The 16,358-nt window shown below is 61.3% G+C and carries 17 protein-coding genes; 10 read left to right on the forward strand and 7 right to left on the reverse strand.

What is annotated here, in order from left to right:
- Window positions 1-5: 5 nt before the first annotated feature.
- The 9 genes from RWK44_RS12630 (at window position 6) to RWK44_RS12670 (ending at window position 8,047) form a co-directional block, all read left to right on the forward strand.
- Window positions 6-959 (forward strand): ABC transporter substrate-binding protein, encoded by a 954-nt coding sequence (locus RWK44_RS12630; RefSeq protein WP_168282988.1) that lies wholly within the window; start codon window positions 6-8, stop codon window positions 957-959.
- On the forward strand, window positions 956-1,777 hold the full coding sequence (locus RWK44_RS12635) for an ATP-binding cassette domain-containing protein (RefSeq protein WP_131665813.1): 822 nt from the start codon (window positions 956-958) through the stop codon (window positions 1,775-1,777). The genes RWK44_RS12630 and RWK44_RS12635 overlap by 4 nt, the downstream gene beginning before the upstream one ends.
- Window positions 1,774-2,778, forward strand: coding sequence for an ABC transporter permease (locus RWK44_RS12640; RefSeq protein WP_131665812.1), 1,005 nt, complete (start codon window positions 1,774-1,776; stop codon window positions 2,776-2,778). Before RWK44_RS12635 ends, RWK44_RS12640 begins: the two co-directional genes overlap by 4 nt.
- Window positions 2,775-3,854: a phosphotriesterase family protein gene (locus RWK44_RS12645; RefSeq protein WP_168282986.1), complete on the forward strand. Its 1,080-nt coding sequence runs from the start codon at window positions 2,775-2,777 to the stop codon at window positions 3,852-3,854. The genes RWK44_RS12640 and RWK44_RS12645 overlap by 4 nt, the downstream gene beginning before the upstream one ends.
- Window positions 3,855-3,890: 36 nt before the next feature.
- Window positions 3,891-4,664 carry a glutamine amidotransferase gene (locus RWK44_RS12650; protein WP_131641842.1) on the forward strand — a complete coding sequence of 258 codons (774 nt, stop codon included), beginning with the start codon at window positions 3,891-3,893 and terminating at the stop codon, window positions 4,662-4,664.
- 35 nt (window positions 4,665-4,699) lie between these two features.
- The gene (locus RWK44_RS12655) at window positions 4,700-5,542 is read left to right on the forward strand and encodes a BtpA/SgcQ family protein (RefSeq protein ID WP_316028865.1); all 843 of its coding nucleotides are present in this window, start codon (window positions 4,700-4,702) and stop codon (window positions 5,540-5,542) included.
- A gap of 2 nt (window positions 5,543-5,544) precedes the next feature.
- Window positions 5,545-6,192: a TenA family protein gene (locus RWK44_RS12660; RefSeq protein WP_168282984.1), complete on the forward strand. Its 648-nt coding sequence runs from the start codon at window positions 5,545-5,547 to the stop codon at window positions 6,190-6,192.
- A gap of 23 nt (window positions 6,193-6,215) precedes the next feature.
- Window positions 6,216-7,109: a ribokinase gene (locus tag RWK44_RS12665; RefSeq protein ID WP_316028866.1), complete on the forward strand. Its 894-nt coding sequence runs from the start codon at window positions 6,216-6,218 to the stop codon at window positions 7,107-7,109.
- Between the two features lie 104 nt (window positions 7,110-7,213).
- Window positions 7,214-8,047, forward strand: coding sequence for an inositol monophosphatase family protein (locus RWK44_RS12670; RefSeq protein ID WP_316028867.1), 834 nt, complete (start codon window positions 7,214-7,216; stop codon window positions 8,045-8,047).
- 150 nt (window positions 8,048-8,197) lie between these two features.
- On the opposite strand, the gene RWK44_RS12675 is transcribed toward RWK44_RS12670, so the two are convergent.
- The 6 genes from RWK44_RS12675 to RWK44_RS12700 form a co-directional block, all read right to left on the reverse strand.
- Entirely contained in the window at window positions 8,198-8,671 is a 474-nt protein-coding gene (locus tag RWK44_RS12675) for a chemotaxis protein CheW (protein WP_131665805.1), read from the reverse strand.
- Entirely contained in the window at window positions 8,671-10,461 is a 1,791-nt protein-coding gene (locus tag RWK44_RS12680; protein WP_131665804.1) for a methyl-accepting chemotaxis protein, read from the reverse strand. Before RWK44_RS12680 ends, RWK44_RS12675 begins: the two co-directional genes overlap by 1 nt.
- Window positions 10,462-10,780: 319 nt before the next feature.
- On the reverse strand, window positions 10,781-11,869 hold the full coding sequence (locus RWK44_RS12685) for an ABC transporter ATP-binding protein (RefSeq protein WP_316028868.1): 1,089 nt from the start codon (window positions 11,867-11,869) through the stop codon (window positions 10,781-10,783).
- A 33-nt stretch (window positions 11,870-11,902) separates the two neighbouring features.
- Window positions 11,903-12,730, reverse strand: a complete 828-nt coding sequence (locus RWK44_RS12690; RefSeq protein WP_168272300.1) for an ABC transporter permease — start codon at window positions 12,728-12,730, stop codon at window positions 11,903-11,905.
- Entirely contained in the window at window positions 12,727-13,617 is an 891-nt protein-coding gene (locus RWK44_RS12695) for an ABC transporter permease (RefSeq protein WP_316028869.1), read from the reverse strand. Before RWK44_RS12695 ends, RWK44_RS12690 begins: the two co-directional genes overlap by 4 nt.
- Entirely contained in the window at window positions 13,617-14,762 is a 1,146-nt protein-coding gene (locus RWK44_RS12700; protein WP_316028870.1) for an extracellular solute-binding protein, read from the reverse strand. The genes RWK44_RS12695 and RWK44_RS12700 overlap by 1 nt, the downstream gene beginning before the upstream one ends.
- 187 nt (window positions 14,763-14,949) lie before the next feature.
- Between RWK44_RS12700 and msrA the strand changes: the two genes are divergently transcribed.
- On the forward strand, window positions 14,950-15,459 hold the full coding sequence (msrA, locus tag RWK44_RS12705; RefSeq protein WP_316028871.1) for a peptide-methionine (S)-S-oxide reductase MsrA: 510 nt from the start codon (window positions 14,950-14,952) through the stop codon (window positions 15,457-15,459).
- 6 nt (window positions 15,460-15,465) lie between these two features.
- On the opposite strand, the gene RWK44_RS12710 is transcribed toward msrA, so the two are convergent.
- The gene (locus RWK44_RS12710) at window positions 15,466-16,338 is read right to left on the reverse strand and encodes a LysR family transcriptional regulator (protein WP_316028872.1); all 873 of its coding nucleotides are present in this window, start codon (window positions 16,336-16,338) and stop codon (window positions 15,466-15,468) included.
- Between the last annotated feature and the right edge of the window lie 20 nt (window positions 16,339-16,358).

The following is a 16,358-nucleotide window of genomic DNA, read 5'->3' on the forward strand; positions in this document are numbered from 1 at the left end:
AGAACATGACACTGAATTTGACAAGACGAACGATGATCGCAGCCGCCGGCTTTACGGCATTGACCTTCATCGGCCTGTCCGGCGCTACGGCTCAGGAAAAGAAGACCATCGCGCTGGTGCAGATCAACCAGCAGGCGCTTTTCTTCAATCAGATGAATGAGGGCGCCCAGAAGGCGGCCGATGCCGCCGGCGTCAAGCTGGTGATCTTCAACGCCAACAACGAGACGACCGCGCAGAACAGCGCGATCGAAACCTACGTCCAGGAAAAGGTCTCCGGCCTTGCCGTGGTGGCGATCGACGTCAACGGCATCATGCCGGCGGTCAAGCAGGCGGCCGATGCCGGCATTCCGGTCGTTGCCATCGACGCCATCCTGCCGGATGGCCCGCAGAAGGCGCAGATCGGCGTCGACAACGCCGCGGCCGGCGCCGACATGGGCAAATACTTCCTCGACTACGTCAAGGCGAACATGGGCGGCAAGGCCAAGCTCGGCGTTGTCGGTGCGCTGAACTCGTTCATCCAGAACATCCGCCAGGAGGGCTTCGAGAAGACCCTGAAAGGCGTCGACGGCATCGAGATGGCCGGCGTCGTCGACGGCCAGAACATCCAGGACAACGCCCTTGCGGCGGCTGAAAACCTGATCACCGCCAATCCCGATCTGACCGCGATCTACGCCACTGGCGAGCCGGCCTTGATGGGGGCGATCGCCGCCGTCCAGAGCCAGGGCAAGCAGGATAAGATCAAGGTGTTCGGCTGGGATCTGACCGCCGAAGCCATTGCCGGCATCGATGCCGGCTTCGTCGTCGCCGTCGTCCAGCAGGATCCGGCCGCAATGGGCGGTGCCGCCGTCGACGCGCTCGTCAAGGCCTCGGCCGGCGAAGCCGTCACCAAGACGATCTCGGTGCCGATCACCATCGTGACCAAGGAGAATGTCGAGCCATACCGGGCCGTCTTCAAATGATCGGCAACGGACAGCATGATATCGCTGTCGCCGGTTCCGGAGGGGTCGCACCCTCCGGAACCGGAACATCCGGCAGCACCCGATCCGACCCGCGCATCTCGCTGCGCGGCATCCGCAAGTCTTTCGGCTCACACCAGGCGCTGCGCGGCGTCGATCTCGACATCTTCCCCGGCGAATGCCTGGGCCTCGTCGGCGACAATGCCGCCGGCAAATCGACGTTGACGAAAATCATCTCGGGAACCTACATTCCCGATGCCGGCACGATCACCATGGAAGGTGAGGAGGTCCGCTTCTCCGGCCCCGCGGACGCGCGTGGGCGGAACATCGAAATGGTCTTCCAGGATCTCAGCCTCTGCGATCATATCGATGTCGTCGGCAATCTCTTCCTCGGCCGCGAGCTCAGCCGCGGGCCGTTTCTCGACACCAGGACGATGCTGACCGAAGCGCGCAAGATGCTGGATTCGCTTGAGATCCGCATTCCGAGACTGACCGGCAAGGTCGCCCAGCTCTCCGGCGGGCAGCGTCAGGCGATCGCCATTGCGCGCGCCGCCTCGTTCAAGCCGAAGGTGCTGATCATGGACGAGCCGACGTCTGCACTTGCCGTCGCCGAGGTCGAGGCGGTTCTAGCCCTGATCAACCGCGTCAAGGCGAACGGGGTTTCGGTGATCCTCATCACCCACCGGCTGCAGGATCTCTTCCGGGTCTGCGACCGTATCGCGGTGATGTACGAGGGCACGAAGGTGGCCGAACGGCAGATCGGCAGCACCAATCTCGAAGATCTCGTCAGGCTGATCGTCGGTGAAGGAGCCAGACAATGACGGCTTATACGGAACGCGGCCACGGCTCGCGCGTCGCCGATTTCTTCGGCGAACACGCACAGGTCCTGTCGATCGCCATCTTCTTCCTCGCCTGCATGATCTTCTTCTCGATCGGCAGCGAAACCTTCTTCACGCTCGGCAACATCCTGAACATTGTGCGGCAGGCTGCTCCCATCCTGATCGTCGCCATCGCCATGACCTTCGTCATCATCACCGGTGGCATCGATCTTTCGGTCGGCTCGCAGGTCGCGCTCGTCAATGCGGTCGCGGCGATCGTCATGGCGATGGGTGTTCCCTGGCCGTCCGTGGTCATCGGCATGATCGTGCTCGGTGGCTTCATGGGCCTGGTTCAGGGCTGGTTCACGGCCTATCAGGGCATTCCGGCCTTCATCGTCACGCTTGCCGGCCTCTCGATCCTGCGCGGCCTGGCGCTCTATCTGACCCAGGGCTATTCCATCCCGATCAAGGATGCGCCGGGCTTCTTTGCGCTCGGCCGGGGCGAAATCCTCAGCTTCCCGATCCCTGCGGTCATTGCCGTCGTCATCGCCATTCTCGGTTACGTCGTCATCACCGCGACCAAATATGGCCGGCAGGTCGTGGCGGTCGGCTCCAATGCAGAGGCGGCTCGGCGTGTCGGCATGCCCGCCAAATGGATCATCGCCTCGGTCTATATCATCTCCGGCATCGCCTGCGCGGTCGCCGGCCTGCTGATTGCCGCTCGCCTCGGCTCCGGCTCGTCCAATGCAGCCGTCGGTTTCGAGCTGCAGGTGATTGCGGCCGTGGTGCTCGGTGGAACGTCTCTGATGGGCGGACGCGGCACCATTCTCGGCACGGTATTGGGCACGCTGACCATCGCCGTCATCGGCAACGGCCTGATCCTGATGCACATATCGCCGTTCTTCACCCAGATCGTCACCGGCGCCATCATTCTCGTCGCCATCTGGCTGAACACGCGCATCTTCACGGCCAATTTCCATTTCCGGCTGGGCAGGAAACGATGAGCGAGCAGACAGCAGAGAGCTTGTCCGAAGCGCATGTCCGATCCGGCAAGGTGATGACCGTCACCGGTCCGATTTCGGCGGATACGCTCGGCGTGACGCTGATGCACGAGCATATCCTCAACGACTGCCGCTGCTGGTGGCACGCGCCGAAGACACCGGAACGGCAATATCTCGCCGAAAGCTTCGTCTGCATGGAGATCCTCGGCGAACTCAAGCAGGATCCCTTCGTCAACAAGCACAATATCACGCTCGACGACGAACATCTGGCAATCTCCGAGCTCAAGGACTTCGCAACAGCCGGCGGCCGCACGGTGGTGGAGCCGACCTGCAAGGGCATCGGCCGTAATCCGCTGGCGCTTCAACGCATCTCGAAAGCATCCGGTCTCAACATCGTGATGGGGGCGGGTTATTACCTCGGCTCCTCGCATCCGGAAGGCGTCGCCGCGATGAGCGTCGATGACATCGCACGGGAAATTGTCCGCGAGGCGAGGGAAGGCGTCGACGGCACCGGCGTTAGGATCGGCCTGATCGGCGAGATCGGCGTCTCCTCGGATTTCACCGCCGAGGAGGAGAAATCGCTGCGCGGTGCCGCACGCGCGCAGGTGCTGACCGGACTTCCGCTGATGGTGCATCTGCCGGGCTGGTTCCGCCTCGGCCACCGCGTGCTCGACGTGGTGGCGGAAGAAGGAGCGGATCTCCGCCACACCGTGCTTTGCCACATGAACCCGTCGCATGACGACATTGCCTATCAGAGCGAGCTGGCGGAGCGTGGCGCCTTCATCGAATACGACATGATCGGCATGGATTTCTTCTATGCCGACCAGCAGGTCCAGTGCCCGAGCGACGAGGAGGCGGCGCGCGCGATCGTGCGTCTCGTCGAGGCCGGCTATCTCGACCGGATTCTCCTGTCGCACGATGTCTTTCTGAAGATGATGCTGACGCATTACGGTGGCAATGGCTACGCCTACATCCTTCGCCACTTCCTTCCCCGTCTTCAGCGGCACGGCCTCGACAAGACGGTTCTCGACGAAATGATGCGCAGCAATCCGCGCCGCGTCTTTCATGCCGGGGCCTAGCTCCATCAACTCAATCGATCACAGGTAACGCAGACCATGACCAAGAAAATTCTCCTTGTCGGCGAGAGCTGGGTCAGCTCCGCCACACATTACAAAGGCTTCGATCAGTTCGGCAGCGTCACCTTCCATCTCGGTGCCGAACCGCTGGTGAAAGCGCTTGCCGGCAGCGCCTTCGAGCTCACCTATATGCCGGCGCACGAGGCAGTGGAGAAATTCCCCTTCGATATGGCGGGGCTCGACGCCTATGACGCCATCATCCTCTCGGATATCGGCGCCAATTCGCTGCTGCTGCCCCCGGATGTGTGGCTGCATTCGCGCACTGTGCCGAACCGGCTGAAGCTTTTGAAGGCGTGGGTGGAAAAGGGCGGCGGCCTGCTGATGGTCGGCGGCTATTTCTCCTTCCAGGGCATCGACGGCAAGGCGCGCTGGCGGCGCACGCCAGTCGAAGACACGCTGCCCGTCACGTGCCTTCCTTATGACGACCGCGTCGAAATTCCTGAAGGAACCGTTGCCGAGGTGGTGAGGGCGGACCATCCGACGATGCAGGGCCTTGAAGGCGCCTGGCCGGTGCTTCTCGGCGTCAACGAGGTCGAAGTACGCGACCGCGCCGATGTCGAGGTCGTCGCCCGCCTGCCGCAGGATCAGGGCGGCCATCCGCTGCTCGTCGTCGGCACGCATGGCGCTGGGCGGACGGCGGCCTGGACGTCGGATATCGGCCCGCACTGGCTCTCGCCCGCTTTCTGCGAATGGGAAGGCTACGGCCGGCTCTGGAAGAACATCCTTGGCTGGCTCACCGAAAAGCAGGCGTAATTTCAGCACGCGCCAGGAATTGGAAAGGGAATGACATGCAGGAAATTTCGGACAGGCCGTCCAACGCCATCAGGGACGTCTTCGGCAGGGACAAGGTTCTGATCGGCATGATCCATTGCCCGGCCTTTCCGGGCGCGCCGCGCTACCGGGGGGCCGCGATGGATGCGATTTACGACGCGTGCATGCGCGACGCCGAAGCCTGCGTGGAAGGCGGCCTGCATGGGCTGATCATCGAAAATCATGGCGATGTACCGTTCTCGAAGCCCGAGGATATCGGCCCTGAGACGACAGGCTTCATGTCCGTAGTCACCGACCGGGTCGCGCGCGCGGCCGGCATTCCGCTTGGCGTCAACGTGCTGGCCAACGCGCCGATCCCGGCTTTTGCCATCGCCATGGCCGGCGGCGCCAAATTCATCCGTGTCAATCAATGGGCCAATGCCTATGTCGCCAATGAAGGCTTCATGGAGGGCAGGGCCGCCGAAGCCATGCGCTACCGCTCGCTGCTCAGGGCCGAACACATCAAGGTCTTCGCCGACAGCCACGTCAAGCATGGCAGCCACGCCATCGTCGCCGACCGCTCGATACAGGAGCTGACACGCGACCTTGCCTTCTTCGATGCCGACGGCGTCATCGCCACCGGCCAGCGGACCGGCAATTCGGCAACAATGGAGGAGATCGAGGAGATCGGCGCGGCGACACACCTGCCGCTGCTCGTCGGCTCCGGCGTCAACAAGGACAATATCGTCGATATTCTGAGCCGCACCAATGGCGTCATCGTTGCGTCTTCGTTGAAACACGGCGGCGTCTGGTGGAACCCGGTCGATATCGAGCGCGTGCGCGCCTTCCGTGCGGCAGCCGAACCAGGTCTGGAGGGGTGAGCATGGCGGCAGAGAGCCTTTCGGCCCGCATCCTGCGCGAGAACGACGCTGTCCTTGGCGCGATGCTGAACCATCGCTTCGTCGAGGACGTAAAAAACGACAGGTTGAGCAAGGAGGCTTTCGAGCGTTATCTCGTCTATGAAGGCGCCTTCGTCGACAGCGCCATCTCGATCTTTGCCTATGCGGCGGCGACCGCCATGACGATGACGCAGAAGCGCTGGCTGATCGCGGTTCTCGATGCGCTCGCCAACGAGCAGATCGCCTATTTCGAGCGCACCTTCGTCAGCCGCGGCATCGATCCCTCGTCCTTCGACACCGGCATCGCCGAGGTCGAGGCCTTTCGTGCCGGCATGCTGGAGATCGCCCGCCAGGGCGGATTCCTCGACACAGTCGCGGCGATGTTTGCGGCCGAGTGGATGTATTGGACCTGGTCGAAGGAAGCGGCGACCCGTCCAATCAGCGATCCGTTGCTGAAGGAATGGATCGACCTGCATGTCGATCCGAATTTCGCCGCGCACGCGCAATGGCTGAAAAATGAACTCGACATGACAGGAGAAACGCTGGAAGAGGATGAAAAAGCGCGGCTCAGCGCGATCTTCGGCCGGGCGATGCAGCTCGAGATCGATTTTCACGATGCGCCTTACCTTTAGCCTTACCTTGCGAAAGTGGATGCATGCGCGCCTACATAGTCGGTAACGTCGCCATCGACGAAACCATCGCCGTCTCCGAACTTCCCGTTATCGGCGCCTCCATCCTCGGCAATGCCGGGGGTAGCGATCTCGGCGGCAAGGGCACGAACCAGGCGGTCGTCATGGCCCGCTGCGGCGTTCCGACAACACTGGTGGCGCCCGTCGGCAGGGATGCGAGGGCCGATACGATACGCCATTACCTCGCGGATGAGCCGCTTCGGAGCGAACTGATCGAAATGGAAGATGCATCGAGCGACGTCTCGATCATCTTCCGGCTGCCGGGCGGCGAGAATGCCATCGTCACGACGACGGAATCGGCGCAAAGCCTGTCCCTGTCCCATGTCAGGCGGATCCTCTCGACGGCCGGTTCCGGCGATCTGATAATACTACAAGGCAACCTCTCCGACCGGACGACGCGCGACATTCTCGAGCATGCGAGAGCGATCGGCATGGTCACCGCTTTCAATCCCTCGCCGGTGCGCGCCTATTTCTCCGATCTTTGGGGATTGATCGACATCGCCTTCCTGAACAAGGGCGAGGCGCTGGCCCTGGCGGGAACGACGGGCAGGGATGCTGCCGAATATCTGCTGAGCCGCGGACCGCGCGAAATCGTCCTGACGCTGGGCGGCGACGGCGCGACGCTGGTGAACCGGCACGGCAGCGTCGAAGTGCCCGCCCAGGTCTGCGATGTTGTGGATACAACGGGCGCAGGCGATACCTTCATGGCCGCAGCACTGTCATCCTGTGCGCTGCGCGGGCAGCGGCTGGACAGGTTAGCCATCGAACACGCAGTTGCGGCCGCAGCCATCACCGTCTCAAGACATGGAACAAGAAAGGCGTTTCCGACCATTTCCGAACTTGAAGCGATCCTGAGATAATCCGCTCGGCATGGGCGCGCTTCATAAAACCATCATCGGCCTCTGCGAAGGGATGAGCTCCTCGCGATTCACTCCGTCATATCAGCAGCATCCGGACTTTTCTCATGACATCACCCTCGATTTCCGCGCGTCTTTCCCCGATCGCATCGCCCCGTCTCGTCGTGCTCGCCGAAACGGTATTGAAGGCGGGCGAAACTGCCCGCGGCTCCCTGCGGCGGCGCACATCCCAGGAAATGCTCACCAAGGCGCCGCGCGACTATCAGACCGAGATCGATGTCGCCGTCGAGCGGATCATCGTCGACGAGATGACGAAGGCCTTCCCGGACTATGCCATCCAGGGCGAGGAAGCCGTCGGCAACCGCACGGCGGGTCCGGAAACGCCTGTTATCTACATCGACCCGATCGACGGCACGACCAATTACGCCTGGGGCATTCCGCATTTCGGCATGACGATCTCGATCGTCGAAAGCGGCAGGCTCGTCATGGGCGTCGTCTATGATGCCATGCAGGACGAGCTGTTCAGCGCCGAGATCGGTGGCGGCGCCTATCTGAACGGCGAGCGTATCCGCTGCGCCGATGTCGGCGACATCGAGAACGTGCTTGTCGGCGCCGGTCTGCCGATCCCCGGCCAGGTCACAGCGGTTGCGGAAGAGACCTATTTCGAAGCCGTCAAACGCCTGATGGCGAATACGGCGGGTGTGCGCCGCCTCGGCTCGGCAGCCCTGTCGATCGCCTACGTCGCTTGCGGCCGCCTGGACGGATTCTTCGAAGACGGGCTCGCGATCCATGATTTTGGCGCCTCGGCGCTGATGGTCGAAGAGGCGGGCGGCATCGTCACCCGTTTTTCCGGCGCTGAGGTTGTCGGAAAGAGCGATATCCTGGCCGCCAGCAAGGCGCTGCATCCCTGGCTGCTGGAAGGCTTTCAGATCAAGACGTAACCGGCGCATTCCGGTGCAATTATCCCGGTTTCGCATAGGCGAATGCCACGCCGACAACTGCGTTGGCGCGGTGCTAGAGGATGATGCCTATGGGCGGATTTCGGATGACATCATGCTCTACTCTTTGATTTGAACGCCGAACCGGGACGACTAAGCGGCCAATGCTTCGTCATCGTCAGCGAACATCCTGGTCAAGCTGAGGAAGCAAATCATCCCAGACTGGTGAGTGATAATTCCTTCACAGTATGAGCGGTCCGGCGAACTGACAATCTCTGGAGCCTGTTGCAGATCATCGGCGTTGATCGAAAGCATATCGGTGACCTGATCCACCATAAGGCCGATCGGTTTGCCGTGAACTTCAGCGACCACGATTGCGCTGCGTTCGGTCGCTTCCGACGAAGGCATCCCCAGCTTGCGACATAAGTCGATGGTGGGAATGACGACGCCTCGCAAGTTAATGATGCCGACCATTTCCGGCGGCGCGTGCGGGATGGGCGTCGAGGCCGCCCATCCACGTATCTCTCGAATGGAGGTGGTTTCGATACAGAAGCTCTGACCATGTAATTGGAATGCAATGATTTCGAGAGACGTGCGTCCATCGCGATTTTTGGATGTCGACGCCATCAAAACTCCTCCCAGCTATCGCCGCCTTTGAGCGCCCCATTCCCGCTGAATGCTCGGGCAACCTTCGCCGTCATCTGACGGGCTGGCGACGGCATAGCCCGCAAATGCCGGTCGGCTGCAACCGGGACGGCGCGAGGTGCACCGGCACCTGTCCCGATGTTGAACTGACCGAGGAGATCGAAGAGCTGATCTGCTTCCTTGGCAAGGCTATGCGCCGCGGCCGTCGTCTCCTCGACCATGGCGGCATTCTGCTGTGTGCCCTGGTCCATCGTATTGACGGCGGTGTTGATTTCCTTGAGACCCGTTGCCTGCTCTTTGGAGGCTTCGACGATGGCGCCGACATTACCGTTCACCTGGACGACCTGGGTCACGATTTCCTGCAATGCCTTGCCTGTGTTACCAACCAATGTGACACCGCTTTTGACGTGTTCGTTCGAGGCGTTGATCAGCTCCTTGATCTCCTTTGCCGCCTTGGCCGATCGCTGGGCGAGTTCGCGAACTTCCTGAGCGACGACGGCGAAGCCCTTGCCAGCGTCGCCGGCCCGGGCCGCTTCAACACCGGCATTGAGCGCCAGAAGATTGGTCTGGAATGCGATCTCGTCGATCACGCCGATAATGTTGGCGATCTCGCTGGCGGACTTTTCGATCTTGCCCATCGCGTCGACGGCTTGACTGACAATGTTGCCAGAATTTTCCGCGTTCTCCTTGGTCTTGCGAACAAGCTGCCCTGCTTCCTGGGCGCGGGAACTGGAATCAGCGACGGTGGTCGTGATCTCCTCCAGCGCAGCGGCCGTCTCCTCGACGGAAGCAGCCTGCTGCTCGGTACGCTTGGACAGATCGTTCGAGGCAGATTGTATTTGTTGCGATGCCGCAGCGATGGCGCCAGCATTCTGCGAGATTGTCTGCAATGTAACGCGAAGCTTGGATGAAGCGTCGTTAAAATCAGCGCGCAGCTTCTCCAAGGCGGGCAGGAAGGGCATGGCGATGGTCTGCATCAGATCGCCCTCCGACAAAGCCTTTAGCGCTCCCGCGAGCTGGTCGACATTTCCGACACGCGTGGTGACATCGGTCGCAAATTTGACGACCTTGAACACCTTGCCGTTCATGTCGAAGATCGGATTGTATGATGCCTGGATATGGACCTTCTTGCCGCCCTTGCCGATGCGCAAGAACTCATCCGCAACAAATTCTCCCGCGGCAAGCTTCGTCCAGAACCGACGATAATCTTCACTGTTGCTATAGCTTGGCTCACAGAACATCGAGTGATGTTTGCCCTGGATTTCCGCCAGCTCGTAGCCGAGTGTCGTCAGGAAATTCTCATTTGCGGTGAGAATATCGCCTTTCGGAGTGAACTCGATGACTGCCTGGGCGCGCGAGATGGCGTTCAGCTTACCGCTATCTTCGGCCGCCTTGAGCTTCTGCGCGGTGATATCGGTCGCGAATTTGACGACCTTATACGGCTTGCCTCCGCTAGAGACCGGGTTGTAGGAGGCCTCGATCCAGACCTCCGTGCCGCCCTTGCCGATGCGCTTATATTGCCGTTGATCGAACTGGCCGCGCGCTAGTTTTGCCCAGAAGTCTTTGTAGTCGGAGCTGGCTGCCTCAGCCGGATCGACAAAGAGGCGATGATGTTGACCGACGATCTCGGAAAACTGATAACCGAGCGCCCGGCAAAAGTTTTCGTTCGCGGTGATGATTGTACCGTCCAGCTTGAACTCGATGATCGCCTGAGACTTGCTCATCGCTTCGAGAACGGCCCTTGCATCGGCGCCTGCGCCAAATCCCAACATTCATTCCTCCATAGTTTCACAATGGCCAATTATCGCAGGCGGGAAGCATCAAATACCATCACTTTTGATAGGGCCAATTCTTAAATGAAGACATTTATAATATGTAAATGTACTAATGCATTCGCGTAAAATTCGCGCATTTCTGTTTGAATTGTTTCAGATAATCAAAATGGCGGTCGCCCGGCACAACCACGGATACATAAAAAGCCCATGGAAAACGCAGAATAAACTTTAACTTTAGTTCGAAACACCGACCTGGTATCAGATCACACGGCGCGAGCCGGCACAGTCAACAGCTTGAAGTGCCGCTCATGCCGAATCAAAGGCATGTATTCGACTTGATTCGCTCACCGGCGTACTGCGGCAGGATCTGCAACTCGGAATGGACAAGCTCGTTGTGACGGAAGATAAAAAAGCGGGAGAAGCACGGCTCGACCCTCATCCCGGCCCGGATCCGATCGTCCGGCGCCACCATCGCCTTCAAACGGGTGCCGTCGGCAAGATCGACATCGACCATCTTGTGGGTGCCGAAATCGACGATGCGATGGACTGTGGCGGCATCGACCCGGTCCGAGGAACGGATCGTCAGTGCTTCCGGGCGGGCGGCCAGCGTCACCGGCCCATCCTCGACGGGAACCGCAAGCGGGAACAGCGGATGCTCGCAGACGCCGTTTCTGATGCGGCTCTGGACAAAATTCATCGAGCCGATGAAGCCGGCGACGAAGGCTGTCTGTGGCTGCCGGTAGATGGTGCTCGGCGGCGCGATCTGTTCGGTGCCTCCGTCGCGCATGACGACGATGCGGTCGGCGAGCGCTAAGGCCTCGTCCTGGCCATGGGTGACGAAGAGCGTGGTGATGCCGAGGCGCTGCTGGATATCGCGCACCTCCTCCCGCAGCCTTTCGCGTAAGTGCTGGTCAAGGCTGGCGAAGGGCTCGTCGAGCAGAAGGATCTTCGGCTCGAGCACCAGCGAGCGGGCAAGGGCGACGCGCTGCTGCTGGCCGCCGGAGAGCTGAGTCGTCATCCGCCGCCCGTAATCAGCGAGGCCGACCAGAGCCAAAGCATCCTCGACACGCTGGCGGATTTCCGCTTTCCGCAGCCGGCGGAGCTTCAGGCCGAAGGCGATGTTGTTGAAGACATCCATGTGCGTCCAGAGCGCATGGCTCTGGAATACCATGCCGGTCGGGCGTCGCTCGGGCGGCAGCGTCGTCACATCCTTCGCGTCGATGCGGATCGTTCCGCCGCTCGGGCGCTCGAAGCCGCCGATCATCCTGAGAAGCGTCGACTTGCCGGAGCCGGATGGACCGAGCAGGCAGACGAGTTCGCCGTCGCCCACTTCGAGCGAGAAGTCGCGAACGGCAAAGGTGGTCCCGAACAGCTTCGAAACGCCCTCGATCGAAAGATGTGCCATTTCAAACCCTTCCCTGAATTGACGCGCAAGTCTTCACGCGCCGAAGCCTCTCGCAAAGGCGCCGGTGCCGATCACCCGGCGTGCAAACATCAATGCGATGAAGGACGGCACCCACAGCATGACTGACAGTACGGCGCCGTATTGCACGACGATCTGATTGTTGATGAAGCTGATCATCAGCACCGGCATGGTGCGAACCTGAGGCGCGCCGATCAACCAGGCGCCTTCGGTTTCGTAGAAGGTGCCGACGAAGGTCAAAAGCAGTGCGGCTGCTATCGTCGGTCCGGCCTGCGGCAGGGTGATCGACCAGAAGACGCGCAGCGGCGTGGCACCGGCATCGCGCGCCGCCTCTTCCATGCGCCGGTCGACATTCTGGAAGGCTGCGACCGGAATCCAGATCATCAGCATCAGCGTGCCGACAAGCTGGATCAGCACGACGCCCCAGAAAGTGCTGATCAGGCCGAGCTGCAGGAAGATGCCGGCAATGGCAACGAGCAGGCCGAATTTCGGGAAGGCATGCGATGCGAGGAACGACAGGAACAGGATGTTCCTGCCGGGAAAACGCATGCGCGCGAAAGCATAAGCGGCGGGAAGGCAGATCACGGCGGAAAGAATAGTCACCGTCGTCGTCAACCGCAGGCTGAGGAAGAGAGCGTCCCAGACATCCGGGCGCGCCAGCGTCTGGCCCCAGAAACGCAGGCCGAACTGCTGCGGGATCACCGATGGATAACGCCAGACTTCGGTGAAGGCCCATGTTCCGACGACGATCAGCGGTAGCGCGATAAACAGCGTCAGCAGGCAGGCGAAGAGCAGGCCGATCCAATCGAAGCGAAGACCCGTTCCCGATCTGCCGGCATTCATGGCTGAGCCTCGCGGTTGCGGGCGATCGACCTGATGTAGAGGATGCCGAAGACCAGGCAGAAGCCGAAGGTGATGACGGCCTGGGTCATGGCGTTCAGCGGGTCGTTCATGTCGGCGAAGGTGCGCTGCATGAACGGCCCCATCATCTCCGGCGATGCCGAGCCCAGCACATAGGGCAGGGTGAAGGCGGAGAAGATGCCGAGCACGGCGAAGGACGCGGTGACCAGTAGTGAATTGCCCATGCGCGGCAGGATAATCGAGAGGAACACCCGGAGCGGCCCTGCGCCGACATCGCGTGCGGCCTCGATGGCGCTGTTCGAAACGGCGGAAAGCCCCGCCGTCAGCATCAGCACCGTCAGGGGAAGATTGTCCCAGACGAGGCCGATCACCGGCCCCCACGGCGTCAGATAGGGCGTGCGCAGCTTGGGCAGGCTGACGGCGTTCAGCAGCAGGTCGACGGTGCCGTTCGGCCCGATCGTCCTGATCAGCGCATAGGCAAGGATGATCGACGGCACGAACATCGGGAAGATCGCAAGAGCCTGCACATAGGCGGCAAGGCGTCCTTGCGAGAACCGGAGGTAAAGCGCGATCGGAAGGCCGATCGCCAGAAGCAGAATGCCGCAGACGGCGGTGGTCCAAAGCGTCAGCCACAGATTGCCGAGGCTGTAGCCATCGGTGAAGAAGAAGCGATAGGAGGCAAGCGAGAATTCCGTCGCGCCGTCTGGGCCCCGAACGAAGATCGTGCCGACGACCGCCGAAAAGATCGGAAAGACGATCAGCCATGCGAGCAGGAGGACCGGCAGGGCAACGAGGAGGAGCCCGATGGAACTCCCCCTGTTGATGGGCCGGTGACGGCGCAGAACCGCCGGCGCAGCGTCAGTGGACATCAGGTGCGGCTGATGCTTGGCGCAACATTGCGGTACCAGCCGTCGGCGATCGCCTTTTCCCAGTCGCCACCCGGGAAGGTCGGAATGGTGGCGGGAATGACGTCGGCATATTTCTTGCGAAGATCGTCGGAGATGTGATCCCAGGAGACGGCAGGGAAGCCGCCGATATTGGTGATGATCGCCTCCTGCATTTCCTTCGTCAGCATGAATGCGGCAAGCTTCAGCGCCGCATCCTTGTTGGCGCCGTTCGAGAACACGGTGATGCTGGAGAAGCCGCCGCAAAGGGCGAGATCGCTAAGCTGCACAAGGCCGGTCGTATCAGGCAGTACGCCCTGGGAGATCGCCTGCAGCACCTGATCCGACCAGACCGGCACCATGGTGACGACACCCTGGGCGAGGAGCTGGATCGACTGGGTATTGCCTGATGTATAGGCGCCCTTGTCATAGAGCGCCGGGGCGAGGTCGTTGAGGATCTTCCAGGCCGGCGTCAGCGTCTCAGTGGCGAAGTCGGCGCTGAAATTGTCGATCTTGAACTTCTTCGGATCGCGGCCGTTCGCCTCATGGATCGCGCGGCGGACGAAATTGCCGCCCGAACCGCCCTTGTCGGGTCTGTTGTAGATGAACTGGCCCGGATTGGCCTTGATCCACGCGGCGAGCTGATCCCAGCTCTTCGGCGCATCCTTCGGATCGAGCTTGGTCGTGTCGTAAGCGAGCAGCACCTGCGAACCGCGATAGGGAAGGGAGTAGGGGGTATCGAAGGCAAGCGGGTTGATATGGTCGTAGCCTTCGATGTTCTCGGCGGAGAATTTGACCCAGAGCCCGGCGTCGATGCCGCCGGACGGCAGGCGCGGATCGAACTGTTCGAAAAGATCGGCCTGCGGATCGGTCTTCGTCTTTAGCGCGGCGAGCGCACGGTCGGCGATGGCGCGCAAGCCGTTATTGTCGCCGGCATCGGTCACCTTCAGGGCAACACCCGGATGCGCCTTTTCGAAGGCCGGGCGGATGGTGTTGTTCCAAAGGTCTACGATGTTGGCATCCGAACCGCTGTAGAGGTCGATCGTGCCGGCCGCAGCCGATGCGAAACGCGGAAGAGCCAGCAGACCGGCTGCAGCCGACGATGTGATCAGAAATTCACGTCTATTCATAACCCGTCTCCATCAGGTGTCGAGGCTCAGCCTCCGCAGGATTGTCCAAGGCTTTGCTAGCGCCGGCGCGTAACATCGACATGACAGGATCGGACGTATCGGCAGGGAAATTGCACAGCTGTGCTGATTGCGCCGTGTGGAAATCGGCGGCAGGAGATACTATCTCTTGCGGAAAAGGAGATATCCAATGACCGAAGAACGTGCAGTCCTCGCCGGTGGTTGCTTCTGGGGCATGCAGGACCTCATCCGCCGATACAAGGGCGTGATTTCGACCCGCGTCGGCTATACCGGCGGCGATGTGCCGAATGCCACCTACCGCAACCACGGGACCCATGCCGAAGCGATCGAAATCATCTTCGACCCCGCTAGGATCAGCTATAGGGAAATCCTCGAATTCTTCTTCCAGATCCACGACCCGAGCACGCGCAACCGCCAGGGCAACGACGTCGGCATGAGCTACCGCTCGGCGATCTTCTACTTCACGCCTGAGCAGGAGCGCGTCGCCAGGGATACGATCGCCGATGTCGATGCATCAGGCCTGTGGCCCGGCAAAGTCGTTACCGAAGTTGTACCGGTCAGCGATTTCTGGGAGGCAGAACCCGAGCACCAGGATTATCTGGAGCGGATTCCGAATGGCTATACCTGCCATTTCGTCCGGCCCGGCTGGAAACTGCCGGTCCGCCAGAAGATCGCCTGAAATTGATCAGGCTCCCATCGCCGCGCGGCTGGTTTCCAGAAGCGCGGCGACGAGGTTTGCCCGTGGCGAGGATCGCGTCACCACGATGCCTACGGTGCGCACAGCGGACGAGCGGGGCAGGGGCAGCTTGACGACATCTAGTCCCGCTGGCCAGGGCGGCGCCCAATCCGGCACGATCGAGATTCCGAGACCGCGGTCTACCATCACCGCGATCGCCTCCAGCGCGTCGAGCTCATAACGCTCGACCGGATGGATGCCGGTCTCGCGCAGATATTCGTCGGCGATGTGACCACCCCACTGGTTGCGGTCGTAGCGGATGAAGGGCAGGGTCTTCAACAGTTGGAGCGGATCCGCCCCCTCACGGTCCCGCGGCGCGATCAACACCAGGGGTTCCTGGCGCAGCTTGTTGAAGGTTAGCGTCTTCTGCATCGGAAATCGCGGTTCGATGATGAAGGCCGCATCCAGCCCGCCGTTCAAAACCTCGGCATAGAGGTCCATCGACGCGCCCGGCTTGAGGAAGATCTCGATCAGCGGATAGTCCTGGGCGAGACGGTGGAGAATGCCGGGAACGAGACCGGTCAGCGCCGTATTGATCGCCCCGATCCGCATCTCGCCCGAAATCGTCGCGGTACCGGCCATCGCCTTCAGGTCGCGTGTATCGCGCACCAGATCACGGCAACGTTCGAGAATGGCAAAACCCGCTTCCGTCGGCCGCATCACGCGGCCGGAGCGCACCAGCAGCCGCACCCCGAGTTCGGCCTCCAACGCGCGGATGCGCTGGGCAACAGCCGCAGGCGTGAGGTTCAGCCGCTGGGCCGCCTCCGCCAGCGAGTGCCGCTCGGCAACGACAATGAAGGTTTCGAGAAAGCGGGTGTCCATCGATAGTTTTTCTATCTCCT

This window comes from Rhizobium sp. 25PS6, assembly GCF_032464655.1.
Classification (GTDB): domain Bacteria; phylum Pseudomonadota; class Alphaproteobacteria; order Rhizobiales; family Rhizobiaceae; genus Rhizobium; species Rhizobium laguerreae.

What these genes read in the sequence shown, in the direction of transcription:
- RWK44_RS12630 (WP_168282988.1), top strand. Translation starts at nt 6, where the DNA reads ATGACACTGAATTTGACAAGACGAACGATGATCGCAGCCGCCGGCTTT.
- RWK44_RS12635 (WP_131665813.1), top strand. Translation starts at nt 956, where the DNA reads ATGATCGGCAACGGACAGCATGATATCGCTGTCGCCGGTTCCGGAGGG.
- RWK44_RS12640 (WP_131665812.1), top strand. Translation starts at nt 1,774, where the DNA reads ATGACGGCTTATACGGAACGCGGCCACGGCTCGCGCGTCGCCGATTTC.
- RWK44_RS12645 (WP_168282986.1), top strand. Translation starts at nt 2,775, where the DNA reads ATGAGCGAGCAGACAGCAGAGAGCTTGTCCGAAGCGCATGTCCGATCC.
- RWK44_RS12650 (WP_131641842.1), top strand. Translation starts at nt 3,891, where the DNA reads ATGACCAAGAAAATTCTCCTTGTCGGCGAGAGCTGGGTCAGCTCCGCC.
- RWK44_RS12655 (WP_316028865.1), top strand. Translation starts at nt 4,700, where the DNA reads ATGCAGGAAATTTCGGACAGGCCGTCCAACGCCATCAGGGACGTCTTC.
- RWK44_RS12660 (WP_168282984.1), top strand. Translation starts at nt 5,545, where the DNA reads ATGGCGGCAGAGAGCCTTTCGGCCCGCATCCTGCGCGAGAACGACGCT.
- RWK44_RS12665 (WP_316028866.1), top strand. Translation starts at nt 6,216, where the DNA reads ATGCGCGCCTACATAGTCGGTAACGTCGCCATCGACGAAACCATCGCC.
- RWK44_RS12670 (WP_316028867.1), top strand. Translation starts at nt 7,214, where the DNA reads ATGACATCACCCTCGATTTCCGCGCGTCTTTCCCCGATCGCATCGCCC.
- RWK44_RS12675 (WP_131665805.1), bottom strand. Translation starts at nt 8,671, where the DNA reads ATGGCGTCGACATCCAAAAATCGCGATGGACGCACGTCTCTCGAAATC.
- RWK44_RS12680 (WP_131665804.1), bottom strand. Translation starts at nt 10,461, where the DNA reads ATGTTGGGATTTGGCGCAGGCGCCGATGCAAGGGCCGTTCTCGAAGCG.
- RWK44_RS12685 (WP_316028868.1), bottom strand. Translation starts at nt 11,869, where the DNA reads ATGGCACATCTTTCGATCGAGGGCGTTTCGAAGCTGTTCGGGACCACC.
- RWK44_RS12690 (WP_168272300.1), bottom strand. Translation starts at nt 12,730, where the DNA reads ATGAATGCCGGCAGATCGGGAACGGGTCTTCGCTTCGATTGGATCGGC.
- RWK44_RS12695 (WP_316028869.1), bottom strand. Translation starts at nt 13,617, where the DNA reads ATGTCCACTGACGCTGCGCCGGCGGTTCTGCGCCGTCACCGGCCCATC.
- RWK44_RS12700 (WP_316028870.1), bottom strand. Translation starts at nt 14,762, where the DNA reads ATGAATAGACGTGAATTTCTGATCACATCGTCGGCTGCAGCCGGTCTG.
- msrA (WP_316028871.1), top strand. Translation starts at nt 14,950, where the DNA reads ATGACCGAAGAACGTGCAGTCCTCGCCGGTGGTTGCTTCTGGGGCATG.
- RWK44_RS12710 (WP_316028872.1), bottom strand. Translation starts at nt 16,338, where the DNA reads ATGGACACCCGCTTTCTCGAAACCTTCATTGTCGTTGCCGAGCGGCAC.